General features: G+C 46.1%; 16 protein-coding genes. 9 read left to right on the plus strand and 7 right to left on the minus strand.

Annotated features, from left to right (window positions below; all coding sequences use genetic code 11):
• Positions 1-27: 27 nt before the first annotated feature.
• Positions 28-570 carry a NifU family protein gene (locus K1X61_15190; GenBank protein MBX7109993.1) on the minus strand — a complete coding sequence of 181 codons (543 nt, stop codon included), beginning with the start codon at positions 568-570 and terminating at the stop codon, positions 28-30.
• A gap of 294 nt (positions 571-864) precedes the next feature.
• On the opposite strand from K1X61_15190, the gene corA reads away from it, so the two are divergent.
• On the plus strand, positions 865-1,950 hold the full coding sequence (gene corA, locus K1X61_15195; protein MBX7109994.1) for a magnesium/cobalt transporter CorA: 1,086 nt from the start codon (positions 865-867) through the stop codon (positions 1,948-1,950).
• Between the two features lie 56 nt (positions 1,951-2,006).
• On the opposite strand, the gene K1X61_15200 is transcribed toward corA, so the two are convergent.
• Together K1X61_15200 and K1X61_15205 are read right to left on the minus strand one after the other, a co-directional pair.
• Positions 2,007-2,492: a RecX family transcriptional regulator gene (locus K1X61_15200; GenBank protein MBX7109995.1), complete on the minus strand. Its 486-nt coding sequence runs from the start codon at positions 2,490-2,492 to the stop codon at positions 2,007-2,009.
• A 133-nt stretch (positions 2,493-2,625) separates the two neighbouring features.
• Positions 2,626-4,974, minus strand: a complete 2,349-nt coding sequence (locus K1X61_15205) for a hypothetical protein (protein ID MBX7109996.1) — start codon at positions 4,972-4,974, stop codon at positions 2,626-2,628.
• A 495-nt stretch (positions 4,975-5,469) separates the two neighbouring features.
• Between K1X61_15205 and ileS the strand changes: the two genes are divergently transcribed.
• The 8 genes from ileS to K1X61_15245 all read left to right on the plus strand — a co-directional run bounded on the left by ileS (position 5,470) and on the right by K1X61_15245 (position 17,288).
• Positions 5,470-8,838, plus strand: a complete 3,369-nt coding sequence (ileS, locus tag K1X61_15210) for an isoleucine--tRNA ligase (GenBank protein MBX7109997.1) — start codon at positions 5,470-5,472, stop codon at positions 8,836-8,838.
• A 401-nt stretch (positions 8,839-9,239) separates the two neighbouring features.
• Positions 9,240-9,614, plus strand: a complete 375-nt coding sequence (locus K1X61_15215; GenBank protein ID MBX7109998.1) for a TraR/DksA family transcriptional regulator — start codon at positions 9,240-9,242, stop codon at positions 9,612-9,614.
• 2 nt (positions 9,615-9,616) lie between these two features.
• On the plus strand, positions 9,617-10,276 hold the full coding sequence (locus tag K1X61_15220; protein MBX7109999.1) for a lipoprotein signal peptidase: 660 nt from the start codon (positions 9,617-9,619) through the stop codon (positions 10,274-10,276).
• Between the two features lie 301 nt (positions 10,277-10,577).
• Positions 10,578-11,402, plus strand: coding sequence for a T9SS type A sorting domain-containing protein (locus K1X61_15225; protein MBX7110000.1), 825 nt, complete (start codon positions 10,578-10,580; stop codon positions 11,400-11,402).
• Positions 11,403-11,486: 84 nt separating this feature from the next.
• Positions 11,487-13,169, plus strand: a complete 1,683-nt coding sequence (locus tag K1X61_15230) for a hypothetical protein (GenBank protein MBX7110001.1) — start codon at positions 11,487-11,489, stop codon at positions 13,167-13,169.
• Positions 13,170-13,241: 72 nt separating this feature from the next.
• Positions 13,242-13,724 carry an SRPBCC family protein gene (locus K1X61_15235; protein MBX7110002.1) on the plus strand — a complete coding sequence of 161 codons (483 nt, stop codon included), beginning with the start codon at positions 13,242-13,244 and terminating at the stop codon, positions 13,722-13,724.
• Positions 13,725-13,820: 96 nt separating this feature from the next.
• Complete coding sequence (locus K1X61_15240; GenBank protein MBX7110003.1) at positions 13,821-14,264, plus strand: hemerythrin domain-containing protein; 444 nt, start codon at positions 13,821-13,823, stop codon at positions 14,262-14,264.
• A gap of 207 nt (positions 14,265-14,471) precedes the next feature.
• Entirely contained in the window at positions 14,472-17,288 is a 2,817-nt protein-coding gene (locus K1X61_15245; protein ID MBX7110004.1) for a carboxypeptidase-like regulatory domain-containing protein, read from the plus strand.
• 200 nt (positions 17,289-17,488) lie between these two features.
• Here K1X61_15245 and rplT read toward each other — a convergent pair whose 3' ends face one another.
• The 4 genes from rplT to thrS form a co-directional block, all read right to left on the minus strand.
• On the minus strand, positions 17,489-17,833 hold the full coding sequence (gene rplT, locus K1X61_15250; protein MBX7110005.1) for a 50S ribosomal protein L20: 345 nt from the start codon (positions 17,831-17,833) through the stop codon (positions 17,489-17,491).
• A gap of 19 nt (positions 17,834-17,852) precedes the next feature.
• Complete coding sequence (rpmI, locus tag K1X61_15255; protein MBX7110006.1) at positions 17,853-18,047, minus strand: 50S ribosomal protein L35; 195 nt, start codon at positions 18,045-18,047, stop codon at positions 17,853-17,855.
• 116 nt (positions 18,048-18,163) lie between these two features.
• Positions 18,164-18,715 (minus strand): translation initiation factor IF-3, encoded by a 552-nt coding sequence (infC, locus tag K1X61_15260; protein ID MBX7110007.1) that lies wholly within the window; start codon positions 18,713-18,715, stop codon positions 18,164-18,166.
• Between the two features lie 171 nt (positions 18,716-18,886).
• Positions 18,887-20,812 carry a threonine--tRNA ligase gene (thrS, locus tag K1X61_15265; protein ID MBX7110008.1) on the minus strand — a complete coding sequence of 642 codons (1,926 nt, stop codon included), beginning with the start codon at positions 20,810-20,812 and terminating at the stop codon, positions 18,887-18,889.
• Positions 20,813-20,849 lie beyond the last annotated feature (37 nt).

Consider the following 20,849-nt stretch of genomic DNA (forward strand, 5'->3'; position numbering starts at 1 on the left):
TTTATCTGTATACCGGAGATTCATAAATTACATCGCTTCCGCCACCACTTCTTCCACTTCCGGTACCATGCGTTTCAGCAATCCTTCAATACCGGCTTTCAAAGTAATCATGGAAGAAGGACAGCCGCTGCAGGAACCCTGCAGCATCAGTGTTACTTTTCCTTCATGAAATGATTTGAACTGAATAGCGCCGCCATCCATTTCTACTGCCGGCTTTACATAATTTTCCAGCATCTCTTTTATCTTGCCGATCACCGCCGACTCATCCTGCGCCACCTCATTTCTGTTCGATGGCTTGAAGTCTTTCGACAATACTTCTTTATCCGCTTCAAGGTAGTTTTTGACAAACTCACGAATGGTGGGAATAATCTCTGTCCATTCCGATTCCGGTGTCTTGGTAACCGTAACGAAATTATTCATGATAAAGACACCTTTCACAAACGGAAAACCGAAGAGTTCCGTGGCAAGCGCTGAATCTTTAGCACTGGCTTCATCGGCAAAATCGGCGGAACTGCCGGCAAACAGCATTACATCGGTAACAAACTTCATTGTTTCCGGGTTGGGCGTCATCTCAGTATAGACATCCACTATCTTGATTTTCAGGGCGGTTTCCATGGATATGATTTTAGGAACAGGAAGCAAAGTTAACAAAAAGGGGTGGAGGATGGTTCATTTGCCGGTAACATGATTCGCCTATGCCAGGAAGTGCTCTCTTCCGGGTAATTAACTTTTAGAAATGGATATTTAAGCTTGTGGCGCTCTCAATAACTCCCTTTACTGATACCGTATATCTTTTGGCTGATGCCGTCACTGCATCCATCACAAATGAATTCTCCTACTTTTGTTCTGCCACAATGCTATACTTTGAAAAACAAAAGAAAGAAACCCTTCCGCAAGCCACAGACCAATAAAAAGACGCCCGGACTGGCGCCGGGTAAAATCATCTATGTAGGTGATGACCGCACGGAACAAGTAAACATCAGCGTGATTGATTACGATCTGAATTTCATTGAAGAGAGACAGGCGCTGACCGTAGAAGAATGTTTCAAATACCGTGATACGCCCAGCAGCACCTGGATCAATGTGGATGGCATTCACCGTACGGAAGTGATTGAAAAGGTGGGGAAACATTTTGGCATCAGTACGCTTGTGCTCGAAGATGTGGTGAATACCAACTCGCGGCCTAAGATCGATGATAATAAGGATTATGCATTCATCATCCTGAAGATGCTGACCTACGATACCGCGAAGCATAACCTCAATATTGAACAGGTGAGCCTGGTGCTGGGCAAAAATTTTGTGATCTCTTTCCAGGAAAATGAAGGAGACCTTTTCGACAGCATCCGCATACGGCTCAGGGACGCTGATTCACGCATCCGGAAATATGGCTCCGATTACCTGGCCTATTGCCTGATGGATAAAATTGTGGATGAATATTTTATCATCATTGAATCCATGGGAACCGAACTCGAAGACATGGAAGATGAAGTGTCGGGAAACCCTACTAAGGAATTTTTACAACGGTACAATGAGCTCAAACAAAACGGCATTTACCTCCGCAAATCGGTCTGGCCGCTGCGCGAAGTGATCAATTATATGTTGCGCGGCGACATGCAACTTATCAAAACCGAAGTGCTTCCCTACTTCCGCGATCTGTATGATCATACCATACAGGTAATTGATACCACCGAAACCTATCGCGACTTGTTTTCAGATATCATGGATCTCTATCTCAGCACGCTAAGCCTGAAGATGAATGAGGTGATGAAAGTACTGACGATTATTTCCACCATTTTTATTCCACTCACCTTTATCGTCGGTGTTTATGGCATGAACTTTAGAGTGATGCCGGAACTTGACTGGAATTACGGATATTATACTGTGCTTGGCGTGATGGTTATTATTGCAGGGTTGATGGTTTATTTTTTCAAAAGAAAAAATTGGTTTTAGGGTAGAAAAGTCGTGAGTCCTGATTCATTAGTCTTTAGTGATCTGACGACTAACGACTAAGTTCTAACAACTTTTTTCACCGCTTCCCACACCATCTCCGGCTCATAACCCTTCCGTATCAGGTGTGCAGCAAGCTTCTGCTGCCGGGCGGGCATCGTTCCGCCTTTAATCAGCGCCGATTTCTTTTGGAGCTCCTGCATAAATGTTTTTTCATAATCACCCGCTTCAATTTCTTTCATTGCCTTGTTGATGCAGTAGTCAGACACACCCTTAAACTTTAATGACTGTTTGATTTTTGTTTTCCCCCAACCCTTCATCCTGAATTTTCCCCGTGCATAGGCCACGGCAAATCTTTCTTCATTCAGGAAGTTCTCTTCAATCAGGGCAACGATAATATTCTCCAGTGCAATACCGCGCTGACCTGATTCCAGCAGTTTGTAGCGCACCTCCTGCTGACAGCGTTCCTGGTAAGTGCAATACTTTCGCAATTTTTCCAGCGCCTGCGCAGGGGTGAGGAATTTTTTTCCGGGAGCTGTTTTCATCTGCATCTTCAAGCGGTTAATGACATCCTGAGGGTGTGGTGTTGCCCGACGGAAGAGATGGTTCTGCCGCCGTTCATTGTCTGCTGATTACGATAAGCATATTTCCGCCGAATGGCAGTAAATACTGCAGCCATTAATTCACGATCAGCAACTTGGCGACGCAGGTTACGGAACCGTCTTCGTTCGACGCCATCACTAAGTACACTCCTGTTTTTGCACGCCGGCCATTGTAGTCATTGCCATCCCAGATCACCTGCCCGCCGAGTGCATTGGTTTTATAAATGAGAATGCCTTCCGCATCGGTTATTTTCACTTCCGCATTGTTCACAACATGGCTGATGGCAATCGGCCCTGTATAGTTTTCCCTTACAGGATTAGGAAACACAACCGGCTCACAGCTTTTTACAGAACCGGCAGTCGCGTCGCTGCGATATACCATGATACCCTTTTCAGTGCCGATAAACACTTCGCCTGTTGTATTGTCAATATCAAGCGCGGTAATATAGTCGGAAAGCAACGGGCTGTTTTCCGTGGTAAAATGAAGAATCTCCTGCGTGCCGTCTTCCGAAAAAAGCCAGACACCATTGTCGGTGGCAAACCATTTTCTGTTGGCGCCATCCACGGCAATCTTTTTCACATTTTCTGTGCCCAGCAAATAACCATTGTATCCATCGGCAGCGGTTATCACAATCTGTTGTGCATCGCAGGGATAATCAGAAAAGATATCGCCGGGACAATAATAAACTGTGACACCCTGATCCGTGCCCACCCAGATATTACCATCCTTATCAGTCGCCACACAGTTCACATTTTGTGAAGGCAGGTTGCCCTGTCCGGGTCCGGTAATCAGTTTCTTGTATTGGTCATCTGACTTGTTTTCCAGGTCGCTGCCATAATTGAAAACCATGAGCCCTTGCCGGGGAAGCACAAACCAGGCCTGATCGTATTGATCAAAAGTCATTTGCAACACCCATTGCTGATCGATGGGGAAGGTGGGTTCAAAACTCAGCCAGTTATCGTCTGTTGTTTTTACACAGATGGGAGACAATGAGCCGAAGTTGGCCGCCCACAGATTTCCATAACGGTCGAATGCAATGTCGGTTACCTTAACCCTGGCGATGTCGCCATTGGCACCGGTAAGTGAGCTGTTTTCCTGCGTGTATTGATTCACGATGCCCAGCACATCATCATATTCAAACATGCCAAGCCAAAGGCTGCCAAAGTATGCATGATTATTAGCCGCATTCACCGTTACGCAAACAATGTCAAAAGAATCCTTCAGTATCGGCGTATTATTCACATCGTACGATGACCACTCGTCATCTATGCGTACAAAAAATCCGCTGCGGTTATAGACAAACCCATAAGATGCATTGTAGCCGCCGGGCGCAACATACAGGTTGTTGGTGGTACTGTTTACGGCAAGGTCAAATACGCTCGACGTATTCGGCCCGTTAGGATAGAGCACTTCCGTGTAGTCGTTTGAAACTTTTTTCAGGCCTTCATAAAGATCGGCGATCCACAAGGCATCGCCGTCTTCAATGGCCTGATAAGGTTGCCCGCTGTACATCGAATCTAATGCGCCGGAAGTATTGAGCGTCATCACCCGTGTTCCCGAACTGCCGATTTGCGACATCACCAGCCTGGTGCTGCCCGGTTCCATCTTGCGCACAGGGTAACCTTGACGGATAAGACCGACAGACCATGTGTTATCCTGCTGCCTGAACAAGGTATCACCCTTTGCAGTGTATACCTGTCCGTTGAAGTAGGTAATATCTGTATAGTTGCCTTTCGCTAGACCATCAGCGGTGGTAAAAGTGTACCAGCTCCTGAAGTCAACCAGGGTAGGGTCGTTAAGCTGCCCGCGAAGTACACCTGCTGTGGTTGCTGCATATAAATAACTGCCGTCGCAGGTCAGATCATTTACCTGCAGGTTAGCACCATTCTCGCCAATAAAATAAGTGTCTTTGATCTCATACTTCTGAACATCCAGCACTACAATGCCGAAGCCGCAACTGAGGTAGGCATAATCACCATACACATACACACCGTAAATGGATTTATCACCAACAATACTCTTGCGCTTGATATCTGAGATATTAATAACCTGGCCGTTTTTAATAATATCAATGTTGCTGTTGAGATAGCAGATGATTAATTGATTATGTGCTTTATCAAATGCCACAATGTTGGACTGAATATCGGAGAGGCCGGTAACAGTAGTAAGCGCTTCCATTGAATTGTCGCTTTTATCAACTGCATACACCGTCAGCTCTGTAGCACAATAAATCTTATTGTCCGAGGCCGTAACACCAATGGCATTGCGATAGGGTAGTTCGGTTTTCCATTGACCCAGGGCAAGTGGCTGAGCAAACGAACAGTGACATAAGCCGGCAGTGAATACGACAAACAGAAGGAAAAATATTCTTATCATCAGGTAGCGAAAATAGAAAGAAATGATCAGAGGAATGGAACGTGACATCTCATGCTTTATTACATCACTGGCATGTTGCCGGTTGCAGTTACTGGAAGCTGTCTCAAAATGCTTGTAGTCATGTTGCTCCGATTGATCGGGATCAGGATCTCTTCAGTTCATTGGCAGATACCGAAATAAATTCGGCATGACCGCATTGATGGCCTGTTTGGACATAGCTTCTGATACTTCAGCATCAAAGATGCAGGATCAGCACACAGCGGATGAAAATGGTTGATTGGGCAATCTGTTTTACATGGTCTCAGCCACCATCATCCTCGCATGCATGCGGCTCTTCTTTTTGTAACTTCGCCCACTTTTTATCTTCCGGCCGGAACTGTATTACAGGGTTGAGGATTCAATGAATCATTGTGTGGTTGTTAACGGTTGAAGGCAGGGCTGATGCGGAAGGTGAAGAAGAGAAAACGATACAGCACACAACAGTCACTTAGCGGGAAAGGGCAGTGCTGCCAATAAATGGTTGAATTCACAATTGACTTGCATATGAACAAATCCTATCCTGAGTATAAAGCGCTGGACCTCGCCGGTATCGACAAGGAGATCCTGCAGTTCTGGAACGATGAACACATTTTTGAGAAAAGTGTATCGTCCCGCAAAGGAAATACACCGTATATTTTTTATGATGGCCCGCCATCCGCCAATGGCCGGCCCGGCATTCACCATGTGATTTCCCGTACCATCAAGGATCTGTTTTGCCGCTATAAAACACTTAAAGGATTTGAAGTGAAACGCAAGGCGGGATGGGATACGCATGGATTGCCGGTTGAACTGGCTGTTGAGAAACTGCTGGGTATCCGCAAAGATGATATCGGTAAAAAAATATCGGTGGAAGAATACAACCGGATCTGCAAAGAGGAAGTTTTAAAATATAAAGATGTATGGGAAGACCTGACCAGGAAGATGGGCTATTGGCTGGATCTTGATCATCCATATATCACCTTCGAGACCGATTACATTGAAACCCTTTGGTGGCTGTTGAAACAGTTTCACGAAAAAGGATATTTGTATGAAGGCTATTCCATTCAGCCGTATTCACCGGCAGCCGGCACCGGCCTCAGCAGCCACGAACTCAATCAGCCGGGTACCTACAAGCCACTGCGCGATACGGCCATTGTGGCGCAGTTCAAGATCAGCCCCGATTCGCTGGCACAAAGCCCATTGTCGAAATTTGTGGCCGGCGACAGCGCCTGTTATTTTCTTGCCTGGACCACCACGCCATGGACATTGCCCTCTAACTGTGCATTGGCCATAGGAGAAAAAATTACCTATTCACTGGTCAGAACGTTTAACCCTTACACGTACAAAGAAGTTATCCTGATTCTTGCCAAAGAGCTCACCGGTAAATATTTTCCGGTGAAGAATGCCACACTGAACTGGGATGACTATCAGCCCGGCAACAAGGATATTCCATTTGCTGTACTGGGTGATGTAACCGGAAAACAACTGGAAGGCATCGTATATGAGCAACTCATGCCTTATGTACAGCCAGCAGGCAAAGCCTTAATGGTGGTTGCGGGTGATTTTGTTACCACAGAAGATGGTACTGGTATCGTTCATATTGCACCGAGCTTTGGAGCGGATGATTTTCGCGTGGCCAAAAAATATGGCATAGGGTCACTCACCTTAGTAGACAAGCGCGGAAGGTTTGTGCCGGAAGTAACAGATTTTGCCAATGAATTTGTGAAAGAGCAATACCTCACCGATGAAGAGAAGGCAGCGGAAACGAAAAAGCAGGGACGTGATAAATACCTTTCTGTTGATGAAAGGATCGCCATCAGGCTGAAGCAGGAAAATAAAGCCTTTAAAGTAGAAAAGCTCGAGCACAGCTATCCGCACTGCTGGCGCACCGATAAACCCATACTTTATTACCCGCTTGATTCTTGGTTTATCAAAACCACCGCCGCACGCGAACGGCTTATTGAACTCAACAAATCGATCAACTGGAAACCCGAATCCACCGGTACGGGCAGGTTTGGCAACTGGCTGGAAAACCTGCAGGACTGGAATCTTTCCCGCTCCCGCTTTTGGGGTACGCCGCTTCCGGTTTGGATTACAGACGACCGTTCGGAAGAATGCTGCATCGGTTCTATTGAGGAGCTCACTACGGCTTATCAGCAGGCAAAAGCAGCCGGTTATAATCAATCGCTGGCGCTGGAGATCGAAGACGGGAAGCTCGTTATTGATTTGCATAAACCCTTTGTGGATGAGATCGTACTGCTCTCACCTTCCGGCAAGCCCATGAAACGGGTGCCTGACCTGATCGACGTTTGGTTCGACTCCGGTGCTATGCCGTATGCTCAGTTACACTTTCCGTTTGAAAATAGGGAGACGCTTGCGGAAAATTTTCCTGCCGACTATATTGCCGAAGGAGTTGATCAGACCCGCGGCTGGTTTTTCACCCTGCATGTAATTGCTGTAATGCTCTTTGATTCGGTGGCATTCAAAAATGTAATAGCGAATGGACTGGTGCTCGATAAGTTCGGCAACAAAATGTCGAAACGGCTGGGCAATATCGTAGAACCATTTGAAACACTGAGTCAGTATGGCGCAGATGCCACGCGCTGGTACCTCATCAGCAATGCGCAACCGTGGGATAACCTGAAGTTTGACAGCAATGGCATTGATGAGGTTCGCAGAAAGCTGTTTGGCACACTCTATAATACGTATGCCTTCTTTGCACTCTATGCCAATATAGACGGGTTTACCTACCGGGAAGAAGAGGTTCCCGTAGCGGAAAGGCCGGAAATTGATCGCTGGATACTTTCCTTATTAAACTCGCTGGTGAAAGAAACGGAATCGGCCTATGAAGATTATGAACCGACTAAGGCTGCAAGGGCCATACAGACTTTCGTTGATGAACACCTGAGTAACTGGTATGTCAGGCTTTGCCGGCGCCGCTTCTGGAAAGGAGATTATGAGGCAGATAAGATTGCGGCATATCAGACACTTTATACCTGCCTGGAAACACTTACGCAACTCATGTCATCGGTATCGCCGTTTTTCACCGACTGGCTGTTCAGAAACCTCAACCTTGTTACCGGCAGAATGGCTGAACCATCCGTTCACCTCACCGCATTTCCAGCCTTCCGGGCACACCTCGTTGATAAGCAGCTGGAAGAACGGATGCAACTGGCACAGCATATCTCTTCCCTCGTTTTATCGCTTCGAAAAAAGGTGAATATCAAGGTTCGACAGCCATTGAGCAGGATAATGATCCCCTATTCCGGTGATGCATTCAGGGCACAGATGCTCAGAGTCAGGGAACTGATCTTGTCGGAAGTGAATGTCAAGGAGCTCGACTTTGTAACAGATACCTCAGGACTTGTCACCAAAAAGGTAAAACCCAATTTCAAGTTGCTGGGAGCACGCCTCGGAAAGAAGATGAAAGCCGTAAGCGAACAATTACTGACGCTCCATCAGGATCAGATACAGATGCTGGAATTGGAAGGGTTTGTAGAATTAATACTTGATAATGAAGCTGTTGTGGTTAATCTTGCCGAAGTGGAAGTGATTTCAGAAGATATTCCTGGCTGGCAGGTTGCCAATCAGAATGACCTCACGGTGGCACTGGATGTAACGATCACTCCGGCATTGCAGGAAGAAGGACATGCCCGCGAACTGGTAAACAAAATCCAGAAAATAAGGAAAGATATGGGCCTGAGCGTCACCGACCGGATCACTGTTTCCATCAGGCAAAGCGAGGCAATAAATTCGGCTGTAATGAATTTTAAAAACTATATTTGCGCCGAAATTTTAGCCGATACTTTAGAATTGGTTGATTCACTGACAGATGCAACATTCATTGAGGTGAACGATTTTCAGGTGGAGGTAATTGTCAAACAAAAAAAGTGAACGTGAACATGGCAAAGAGCATAAAAAAGGTTGCCCCCAAGCCCGCGAAGAAGTCAGCCGCCACCAAGAAAAAACCTGTTGCCAAAAAAGTGGTAAAACCAGCACCTAAAAAATCGAAACCTGCTGTTGCTTCTAAGAAACAGGCAAAACCGGCAAAAGCTGCCACAAAGCACGTTTCCAAAGCGGTAAAAAAGGCAACTTCTAAACCATTGATAAAGAAGGTAGTAAAAACCACCCCAGCAAAGAAAGTGGTAAAACCCGAGGCGAAAAAAGTTGTAAAGGCAGAAATCAAACCTGTAATCAAACCGACAGCAAAAGTAACGCCGCAGGTACATGGCAAAGATGTGGTTAAGCCGATCGTGAGAAAAACCATTCAGCCTGCAAAAAAGAAAGAACCGGAATTGAGAACACGCTATAGCGATGATGAACTGGAAGAGTTCAGACTGTTGATCCTTGATAAACTGGATGCAGCAAAAAAGGAACTGAAGTACCTGCAGGACCAGATTAACCGCAAGGATGACAACGGTACAGACGACACTGAAAATAAGTTTGCTTCCGCCGATGACGGCTCCAGCAGTATGGAGCGTGAATATCTTAACCAGATGGCGGCGCGCCAGATCATGTATCTTGATCATCTTGACAAGGCGCTGGTACGCATACAAAACAAGACCTATGGCATTTGCCGTGTAACCGGTAAGCTGATCGAGAAAGAACGCCTCAAATCTGTGCCGCACGCTACGCTTAGCATGGAGGCCAAACTGATGCAGTCACATTAGTCGTGCACTTGAAGTACCTCCGTCCTCTCTTAGTTATCTTGTCAGTATTGATAATTGACCAAACCCTCAAGTTTTGGGTGAAGTTGACTTTTGCATATACGGAAAGCATTCGCATCACCAGTTGGTTTTACCTTTATTTTATTGAGAACGAAGGCATGGCTTTTGGCTGGTCACTGGGAGGTGAATGGGGAAAATTACTGCTGAGCCTTTTCAGGCTTGTTGCAGTATTCCTGATAGGCTATTACCTCGTGCGGCTGGTTAAACAAAATGCACATCCCGGGTTTATCACTTCCATTTCCTTCATACTGGCCGGCGCAATCGGGAATATTCTCGATTCCGTATTCTATGGAATGATTTTCTCGGCCAGCACCGTGCAAACCGCAGCCACATTTTTGCCGGCTGCAGGAGGTTATGCCGGATGGCTGCATGGCCGGGTGGTGGACATGCTGTATTTTCCACTGTATGAAGGGTTTATTCCATCATGGATTCCCTATTGGGGCGGTGAATATGTCATCTTCTTCCGACCGATATTTAATATTGCAGATGCCTCCATCACCACCGGCGTATTGCTGATCATTCTTTTTCAGAAACGTTTTTTTAAGCCGAAACCAAAATCAGCAGATGCAGACAAAGTGGCTGAAGAGGAACCTGCCGTAAACTGAATTCACTGAATTGCACTAATTATCTCCCGGCATTCGCTGATAGCATGCAAATGAATTTTTCCTGCTAGTGTATTCATGTTTTAATGTGGATGTCAGGACCGCATCGTTGAATCATCAGGCTGCCAGGCATTTCATTAGTGGTTAAGGTTTAGTTAAAGGCAACGTATGCAGCTTAATGCCGCATCCATGAAGACCTGCTATGCCGTACCTTGGCCTTAATTTAATCCGGCTAAAATAACCTTAGCCGCTTTTCATAGTAATTGTACCTTTGAAATTCATTCACTTCAATCTACTCCATCCCATGAAAAAATTTTACTTACTGGTGTTGACACTCTCTCAATGTATCATCAGTTATGCGCAATTGCCTGAACTTATCTTTGGAAATCCTGCCAACGTTTCTATACTGAACTTCAGCCCTGTCATCAGTGTGGTGCAGTATGGTTCTGGCAGTACTTCACAAAATTTTGATCTGAATACAGATGGTAGCGGCGATATAAGCATCAATATCGAGAGAAAATTATCAGCACTGTATGAATCTGCCTATATCACCTTCCCGAATGCTGCCGCAGAACTGGCACTTAGCAATGCTGATAACCTGACGGTAGTTGCCTTTAAGCCGGGCGATTCTCTCTTTGCTGATCAGTATTCTTATGACTTTGATGAATCTGCTTTTGATGGTGCCGTTTTATATGTAAAAAGCGGATCAAACAGCTATGGCCAGTTTTCCATACCGGCCTTTCGTTACCTGGCATTTCGTATTGCCGCCACCGATACATTATATGGCTGGCTTCGCCTTAGCCGAACAGCTGATTTTAATACCGATAGCCTTGCTTACCGCGTAGATCAACTCGCTTACCAGGGTGAGCTGACCGATATTTTACCTATTCCAACATTGAATGATCTGCAGGTTTATCCAACGGTTACCGATGATGCGGTGATGGTGGAAGGCAGTGATTTTTCAAAATCAGAGGCAAGTCTTTACACGTTAAGCGGTAAATTAATTTATCGTGCTGCGCTTAAACCATCTGATAACATATTGCATCTTGCAGCATATCCCAACGGCATGTACCTGCTTGTGATATCAACTGAAGCGGGACGTCAGGCAGTTAAGCTCGTTAAACAATAACTGTTTCACGCCTGGTGAAAAATTGATAGTTTCGCTTACGTCAGCACTCAAGTGATAAGACAATGTTTCATATGGAATGCGGCAATGGCAATGCTGTTGGTTGTTCAACCGATGTATTCGTCATCGCAGGGTTGTAGTTCAGCTTCCGGCGCCAACTACAAAGGCATCCTTGTTCCCACCAGTTCATTTCAGTCTGTCACGTCCGTCAGCGCCGGCGACTATTGGAAGTTTGACGGTTCAAGCTGTAACAAATATGTATTTTCTTTTTGTCCTGCAGATGGCGGCGTTGTATCCTGGAACACGGAGATGACGGTGGATGATAATACAGGCGCCGCAAACACCGGCGGTTACAATGATGATTATTGTTCGGTAAAGTCGTATTTAGAATGGATGCCTTCGGCCAATTCAACTTACAGGATCTTCATCACGAAAACCGGTTGTTCCAACAGCAGCGCGTCTACCGGTACGCTGATGTACAAAATGATACCGCAGAATACAATCACTTCAGAATATGCACTGGTTGGAACCGCTACCGCTCCTTCCGGATGTGCAACGCTTACTGCAGATGCCACCGGCAATATCGGATGTGCGTGGGATGTTAATTCAACACTCGATTTTAATAGTGCTTTCAGCTATGATTTTACTGTAAACCTTGGTTCATCCGATGACGGTGCAGATGGATTGGCTTTCGTTATGCAGCATGATCCGCTGGGGCTATGCGCCTGCGGTTCTTCCGGTGGAGGAATGGGTGCCGGAGGAATTACAAACAGTGTGATTGTTGAACTGGATACATACCTCAACTATGAGGACCGTGATGATGGATTGCCCGGCGTAGTTTGCTCCGGTGGCTCCACGCCGGATCACATTGATCTTTGGCTGAATGGCAATGTTAATCCCACGGGTGTTTGTGGCAGTACAGCAGGCGCACGCATCATTCCTTCGGCAGTGGCACTGATGAACGGTGCTACAGCTTATAACATTGAAAACGGCCTCGATCATACATTGCGCATCAGCTGGGTTCCGTCGGGGGCTACGGGTACGCTCACCGTCAGCGTAATGAACAGCAGTGCCACCACCACTTACGCCACCTTTTCTTACGCCTTCAACCCGTTAACGGTTTTTGGAACACAAACGCCGTATTTTGGATTTACCGCATCAACAGGTGCCTTAAGTAACCTGCAGTCTGCCTGCCTGTCGCCACTTTTGTTGCCGGTGGATCTGGCATCGTTCACTGCTGATTGCACGAATGAAAATGAAGTGGTGCTGCAATGGCAAACACTTTCTGAAATCAATAATGAATATTTTATTATTGAACGATCAGAAGACGGAATCCATTTCCTGGAAGTCATGAAGTTGCCGGGTGCAGGTACCTCTGCCACAGTACAACATTATAACTGGACCGATAACAATCCTGTGCCGGGCCGTGCCTATTACCGGTTGGTACAGCTTGCGGCCAACGGGAGTAAAATTTACTCACCGGCCGTTAGCACTTCCTGCGAACAGACTGCTGCTTCTTCCATGATCGCTTACACTGACGGCAATGGTTACCTGATGATAAACATGCAAGGACAACCCGTTACGGAAGGAACTGTCCGGTTGATTGATATCAATGGAAAAGTAATGATCAGCCAATCCTTCAACAATAACGGAGCGACCGATGAGACACCAATCAGGATCAATACCGGAAAGTTGCCGGCAGGCATATACCTGGTGGCATTGACAGGTAACCGTGAATTTTATGCTCATTCGGTGCAGGTAATATATTGATCATACTTTACAGTGCCGCTCCGGCACATCCATGTCGTTACACATCACGTAAGTTTTCAAAACAGATGACTGATGCATGAATACACTTTTGTTACTGTGTGGAAACTGAAGCATACATCGTTGGCAGAAGCCTGGAATACGATAAAGGCTGTTGAAGAATGGCCGCAATGGTGGAAAGGTGTCATCAGCGTTACCACGATAAAAGAGGGTGATGCGGACTGTATCGGTAAAGTTTCCCGGTTTATTTTTAAATCTGTTTTACCCTACCGGCTGGTTTTTCAGTTGGAGCTGATACGGCTGCAACATCACCACTTTATGATTGGCCAGGCCAGTGGTGAACTGGAAGGAACGGGTACCTGGACTTTTGATATGGACCAGGATGTCGTCCGTATTCAATACAACTGGAATGTAAAAACTACCCGTGCCTGGATGAATGTGCTCGCGCCCATACTGAAGCCGGCCTTTAAATGGAACCATGATGTTGTCATGAGGCGCGGATGGAAAGGCCTTGCGAAAAAACTGCATGCCACCATGGTGAATGATGATGCACATTGATGATTGCAAAGCTATTGCGGTGCAACAGAAAACAACAGTGAAGACAGGGATTTTATGGTTGCAAAGTACATGCTGAATGTTCGTTAACTTAGGTGCATGAAACGACACGCTGTATTAGCCGGCCTTTCGCGTGATCATCATAAGGCATTGATTATCGCGCAAAGCATGAAAATAGGAGCGCCGGTATTTCGCGGGCTTCCCGTATTACTGCAGGCAAAACGGCAATACATGATGGAATTTGTCAAAGAAGAGCTTCGGGGACATTTTCAGGAAGAAGAATCGGTATTGTTTCCGTTTGTGAAGGAAAGCGCACCGGAGATGAATACGTTGATTGATGAACTGATAGCGGATCACCGCGCGATGGAAATCATATTGCACCATGTTGAAACGGAGAGTGATGTTGCATCATACCTTGATGAAATGGGCAGGCTGCTGGAAACACATATCCGGAAAGAAGAACGGATTCTATTTCAGCAAATACAGGATAAACTGACAGCCTTGCAGTTTCACGAACTCGAAGAACGGCTTAAGAAAAACTAATGCGCTGATTGCTATGCTGCCGCAGGATATTCGTCAGCGAAATCCTCCCATAATTACACTGTGCCGTTATGCTGCCCATAACAGTATCTGTTGCAGTTAATACAGATACTACCGCAAAATTTATCGCCTCTTTTCTCCTCCATGCGAAAGTTTTGAAATAATCTTCCTTTACCTATATTAACAGAAGCAAATCATAACGCGCTGCTTATGTATAAAAGCCTTACGCTTACTTTATTCATCATTCTGCTGGTACAACATGCGTTCGCGCAAACGGTGCGCGGCATAGTTAAGGATGCGCAGACCGGAGAAGCACTAATTGGAGCCAATGTAGTGGTGAAAGGTACTACCATTGGTGCTGTTACAGATGAAGACGGCAAATTTTCGCTGGACATTGCGCAGTCATTTCCTGTAGCGCTGATTATTTCCTATCTCGGATACCTGAATAGTGAGGTAACAGTGAGAGACGGCAACAATACCATCACGATTAAATTAAACGCCGACAAGGTGATATTGAATGAGGTGCAGGTCACGGGCAGCCGCCTTTCTGAAAAGCAAAAGGAATCTCCACTTACTATAGAATCAATGGATCAGCTGGCAATAAGGCAAACACCAGCATTTAACTTTTATGAAGGGCTCGGGCAGTTGAAAGGAGTGGATGTTACCTCGGCAAGTTTAGGATTTAAAATCATCAATACACGCGGATTCAATTCCACTTCACCAGTACGCTCGCTGCAGATTATTGATGGCGTGGATAATCAGGCGCCCGGCCTCAGCTTTTCACTGGGAAATTTCTTAGGCGCACCGGATCTCGATGTGTTGAAAGTGGATCTTGTCGTTGGTGCCAGTTCTGCTTTTTACGGACCCAATGCATTCAATGGTGTGATCAGCATGACGACGAAAGACCCGTTTCAGACACCGGGATTTTCCGTCTCACTTAAAGGAGGTGAGCGCAGCTTGTTTGAAGGTGCGCTGCGTTGGGACCAGGTGATCAGGAATAAAATTGGCATAGAAAAATTCGCCTATAAGATCAATGCGTTTATGCTGCGTGCCAACGACTGGGAAGCAACCAATCTCGATCCCGTATTTGAAACACTGGACGATCAGCATAATCCGGGCGGATATGATGCCGTGAACCGCTATGGTGACGAATTCTATTTTGCACATGATTACTCGAAGAGTATAGCGGCATATCCGGGGCTGGGAAGATTTTACCGTACAGGTTATCTCGAAACAGACATGGTGGATTACGACACCCGCAATTATAAATTGACAGGCGCATTTCATTACCGGCTGCGGAAAGACCTGCAGCTCATTTATGCCACCAACTTCGGTTCAGGCACCACGGTTTACCAGGGCGACAACCGCTATTCACTGAAAGATATTTTGTTCTTTCAAAACAGGATTGAACTGCAGCAGAAGGATAAATTTTTTATCAGGGCTTATGCTACGAATGAAAATGCCGGAAAATCCTATGATGCGTATTTCACGGCGCTCTTGCTGGAACGCGGCGCAAAAGGAGATGTGGACTGGGGCACAGATTATTTTACCAATTACTCCACGCAGGCAGTGCCTGTGATCAGGAATCTGCCCGGCTACCCGACCTATGTGTTTGATCCGGATAACCCGAACGGATACCAGGATTATGTTGACAGCATCAGCAGCCTGCTGACCAATTATGTACCGCTCATTGATTCGCTGCATAACAATGCGGAGAATTATGCGAATAACGAAAGTATCAGTCCCGGGCAGCACGCATTCTATGTTCCCGGCACAGCAGCCTTTGATTCTGCATTCAACTATATCATTTCACATGAATCATATGCTGAAGGCGGATCTCGGTTTTTTGATAAGTCGGCGCTATATCATGTGCATGGCGAATATAAATTCACGCCACGTTTCATGGATGTAACCATTGGTGCAAACTACAGGATGTACCGGCCAAATTCACATGGAACAATTTTCAGTGATACGGCCGGCGTTAAAATCACCAATTCGGAATATGGCATCTATGCCGGCATTGAAAAAAAATTTCTTGACAGCCTGCTGAAGGTCAACGCAACGCTGCGCATGGACAAGAATGAGAATTACGACGCGCTTTTTTCACCTGCCGTTTCTGCCGTGTATACGCTGAATAAAAGTGTATTCAGGGCATCTTTCTCCTCAGCTATCCGCAACCCCACCCTGGCTGATCAATACCTTTACTATAATGTGGGCCGGGCCATCCTGGTGGGAAATCTGAACGGTTTTGATTCGCTGGTTACCACTGAATCGTTGCTGGATTACATCAATACGCAGAAATATGATACCCTTGAATTTTTTAACATCAATCCCATCCGGCCCGAGCAGGTAAAGAGCATTGAAGTGGGTTATCGCGCATCACTGTTTCAGCACCTGTATATTGACATGAGTTACTATTACAGCTGGTACCGTTATTTTATCGGTTACAAGTTGGGTGCTGTGATTGATTACAACGAAATCTTCAATCGCCTGAATGGTTTCCAGGTTTATCGGGTGGCGGCTAATACCGATGACCGGGTAACCACCACCGGCTTCTCTGTTGGGCTGAATTATTATTTCAGAGAATCCTATTCCATCAATGGTAATTATTCCTATAACAAACTGAACCGGCAGGGTTCCACTGATCCTATTATTCCTGCCTTCAATACGCCGGAAAATAAATTTAACATTGGCATCAGCGGCCGCGATATTGCCACTCAAATCGGCCTGTTTCACCAACTCTGGGATAAGCTGCCGGTTATACCACTCAATAATTACGGATTCAGCATCAACTACAAATGGGTGGAAGGATTTCTGTATGAAGGCTCCCCTCAGTTTACGGGAGAAGTGCCGACCTATGGTAAGGTTGACGTGCAGGTGAATAAGGAAATTCCCAAGATTTACCTGAACATTAAAGTGGGTGCTTCCAACCTGCTCAATAATAAAAAGTTTGAAGTGTATGGCGGCCCGTATGTGGGGCGTATGGCCTATGTTCAGCTGTTATTTGATTTTGCAAAACTGCGTTGATTACATAGCAGCAATCGTCATAATGCTCCGTCTGAGCAATCGCTGATGGAAAAGATGCTGATCGTGAAGTTATGTTGATGGACATTCGTGCCCGCTAAGCAAATAAGGCAACAAGGTTATTTCGTGCAGGGCAAAAAAAAATCCGCACGAAAACTTTCGTGCGGATTTGCTGATATGTTGAACAGCGCCTGCTGTTGGTGTTATTTCACGGAAGCCACAATGGCCTTGAATGCAGCCATATCATTCATAGCCAGGTCGGCAAGGCTTTTTCGGTTGAGCATCACATTGGCATTCTTCAGCTTTGAAATGAATACCGAATAGCTCATTCCTTCTGTACGGATAGCGGCATTAATACGGGCGATCCAAAGTGCCCTGTAATCACGCTTTTTCTGCTTCCTGCCCTGGTAGGCATATACCATTGATTTTTCAACGGCATTCTTGGCTACAGAAGTTACATTTTTCCGTTTACCGAAATATCCTTTTGCCTGTGAAAACATCCGCTTGCGGCGGGCGCGGGAGGCAACACTATTTACTGAACGTGGCATGTTTCAAAAATTTAAAAAGTCAGATTAGGAGCATTTTCTTCACATTGGCCATATTGGTGGAATCAACCAGGCCGGATTTTCCGAGCTGCTTTTTCCTGTCATGAGCCTTCTTGGTGAGAATATGGCGCTTGTAGGCTTTTTTTCTTTTCACTTTTCCGGTGCCGGTGAGCTTGAAACGCTTCTTGGCACTCGAATTTGTCTTCATTTTAGGCATTGCTGCAAAATTAGGGACGGCAAAGATAGTAATATTCTCTTCACAAGGAATAAATCAGCAAATATTCCTTCGGATGGAATTTTCCGCTGCAACTGCCCTCCTTACGTTCGGGAAGATTATTTTCCTTTTTGCGACTTGGGATTGATGAGGATTGACATGCGGTTACCTTCCAGTTTCGGTAATTGTTCCAGTGTGCCTACTTCTGTAAGACGTTCCACAAACTTAAGTAGCAGCAGTTCGCCACGTTCCTTGAACAGGATATTCCTGCCGCGAAACTGCACATAGGCCTTTACTTTGGCGCCTTCCTGTAAAAAACGCTCGGCATGTCTTGTTTTGAATTCAAAATCATGCTCATCTGTATTGGACGTGAAACGGATTTCTTTCAAAACACTTTTTACCGCTTTCGCCTTCATCTCCTTCTCTTTCCGCTTTTTGTCGTAGAGGAATTTGTTGTAGTCGATAATACGGCACACCGGCGGATTGGCGGTGGCGGCAATTTCCACGAGGTCGAGGCCTTGTTCTTCGGCCATACTTAACGCTTCCCTGGAGGTGAATACGCCGTTGGGAACATTGTCTCCCACCAATCGAACCTGTGGGGCGTGCACAAGGCGGTTAATACGGTGTTCGAGTTCCCTGGGTTTTCTACGGTCTAATGCCAATCGATTAATGTTTTCGTTAAAAAATGATGAATAAACTAATGATACGCAACGAAGGTAGTAAGTTCCAAATTACTATACATAGTTGCATTGAATTCTTTGAGTACGACCGGCATTTTCATTTCAAAAAAAGCAGAACGCAGCGGCTTGCCGTACAATCAGATGATAGTTTTTGGGGGGTGTTCATCCAATGGCAGATTCCTTCAATACAAGCTCGATGAATGAATCAATGGACATCTGTCCTTTATCGCCTTCACCATGCCTTCTCACGCTGACCTTGCCTTCCTGCTCTTCCTTATCGCCGATCACGAGCATGTATGGAATCTTTTTCATTTCCGCATCCCTTATTTTTTTGCCGATCTTTTCACTTCGCGCATCTGTCTCCAGCCGGATGTGTTGTTTCCTGAAAATTGATTCCAGTCTTTTTGCATACTCGAGGTGACGGTCGCTTATGGGTAAGATGGCCACCTGCCGTGGTGCCAGCCACACAGGGAAGTTGCCGGCATAATGTTCAATCAGAAAACCGATAAACCGCTCATGGGTTCCAAGCGGTGCGCGGTGAATAACAAGCGGGGTTTCATCCTGGTTGTTTTTATTCTTGAAGGTCAGGCCGAACCGCAGTGGCTGGCCAAAATCAACCTGGTTGGTAGCCAGCGTAAATTCACGGCCAATGACACTCCATATCTGCACGTCAATCTTCGGACCATAGAAAGCCGCTTCATCGGGCACTTCAATATATGGAATATTGGAATCGATCAGTACACGGCGCACCATGTCTTCGGTCTTCTTCCATAATTCCGGCAGGTCCAGGTACTTTTTTCCGCGTTTGGCAGGATCATGCGTAGAAAAACGCATTACATATTTTTCGATCCCGAAAATCCGGAAATACTTCAGGTACATTTCATTCACTGCACGGAATTCCTCTTCAAACTGTTCTTCCGTGCAATAAATATGCGCGTCGTTCATGTTCAATGCACGCACCCGCATGAGTCCGAACAATTCACCGGATTGCTCATAGCGGTAGCATGTTCCATACTCTGCAAGACGCAACGGAAGATCTTTATAGCTCTTGGGAGAGGCGGCAAAAATCTTATGATGATGCGGGCAGTTCATCGCTTTCAGGTAATACTTGCCGCCATCCAACTCCATGGGCGGAAACATAGAATCGGCATAGTAAGGCAGGTGGCCGCTGGTGAGATACATCGACTCTTTGGCAATATGCGGTGATTTTACCCTGTAGTAGCCGGCCTCTTCCTCCGTTTTTTTGGCGAGACTTTCCAGCTGCTCAATAATGGCGCCACCGTTGGGCAGCCACAAGGCAAGCCCGGGGCCTACGTCATCATCAAAAACGAAAATCTCCAACTCCTTCCCGATCTTCCGGTGGTCGCGTTTCTTTGCTTCTTCCAGTTGCTGCAGGTATTCATCCAGTTCTTTTTGCTTGGGGAAAGTGATACCGTATATCCTTGTCAACTGTTTGTTTTTTTCATCTCCTTTCCAGTAGGCGCCGGCGATGTTCATGAGCTTGGCGGCTTTGATGAAACCGGTATTCGGAATATGCGGGCCACGGCATAAATCAATAAAGTTGCCCTGTTGGTAGAAGGTGATTTCACCATCGTTCAGCTCCTGAATCGTTTCAACTTTATACTCATCTCCTTTCTCCGTAAAAAATTTCAGGGCGTCTGCTTTGGCAACTTCAGTGCGCAGGTAGCTGTTGTTCAAGCCGGCCAGTTCCGCCATTTTTATCTCTATTTTTTTCAGGTCATCCGCGCCAATGTCTCTTCCGCCCAGGTCCACATCATAGTAAAAGCCATTGTCAACCGGCGGTCCGTATCCGAACTTAATGCCAGGGTACATTGCTTCGAGCGCTTCGGCCATCAAATGGGCGGAAGAATGCCAGAAGGTTTCCTTCCCTTCCCGGTCGTCCCAGGTGAGGAGCATGAGTGTTGCATCTGTTTCAATCGGGCGGAAGGCATCCACCACTTTTCCGTTCACTTTTGCCGCCAATACTTTTCTGGCCAATCCCTCACTGATGGATTTAGCAATTTCAAGCGCATTGGTTCCTTTTTCAAACTGACGGATGGTTCCGTCGGGGAAGGAGATGTTGATCATAAATTTATTGCAGACGGTTCAGCCATTGCATGCTGCC

It is taken from the genome of Chitinophagales bacterium (assembly GCA_019694975.1).
Lineage (GTDB): Bacteria > Bacteroidota > Bacteroidia > Chitinophagales > UBA10324 > JACCZZ01.

Coding starts and splice junctions, on each gene's coding strand:
- K1X61_15245 (MBX7110004.1), top strand. CDS start 14,472: ATGTATAAAAGCCTTACGCTTACTTTATTCATCATTCTGCTGGTACAA.
- K1X61_15205 (MBX7109996.1), bottom strand. CDS start 4,974: ATGTCACGTTCCATTCCTCTGATCATTTCTTTCTATTTTCGCTACCTG.
- rplT (MBX7110005.1), bottom strand. CDS start 17,833: ATGCCACGTTCAGTAAATAGTGTTGCCTCCCGCGCCCGCCGCAAGCGG.
- K1X61_15200 (MBX7109995.1), bottom strand. CDS start 2,492: ATGAAAACAGCTCCCGGAAAAAAATTCCTCACCCCTGCGCAGGCGCTG.
- K1X61_15235 (MBX7110002.1), top strand. CDS start 13,242: ATGCATGAATACACTTTTGTTACTGTGTGGAAACTGAAGCATACATCG.
- ileS (MBX7109997.1), top strand. CDS start 5,470: ATGAACAAATCCTATCCTGAGTATAAAGCGCTGGACCTCGCCGGTATC.
- K1X61_15240 (MBX7110003.1), top strand. CDS start 13,821: ATGAAACGACACGCTGTATTAGCCGGCCTTTCGCGTGATCATCATAAG.
- thrS (MBX7110008.1), bottom strand. CDS start 20,812: ATGATCAACATCTCCTTCCCCGACGGAACCATCCGTCAGTTTGAAAAA.
- K1X61_15225 (MBX7110000.1), top strand. CDS start 10,578: ATGAAAAAATTTTACTTACTGGTGTTGACACTCTCTCAATGTATCATC.
- K1X61_15190 (MBX7109993.1), bottom strand. CDS start 570: ATGACGCCCAACCCGGAAACAATGAAGTTTGTTACCGATGTAATGCTG.
- rpmI (MBX7110006.1), bottom strand. CDS start 18,047: ATGCCTAAAATGAAGACAAATTCGAGTGCCAAGAAGCGTTTCAAGCTC.
- K1X61_15230 (MBX7110001.1), top strand. CDS start 11,487: ATGGCAATGCTGTTGGTTGTTCAACCGATGTATTCGTCATCGCAGGGT.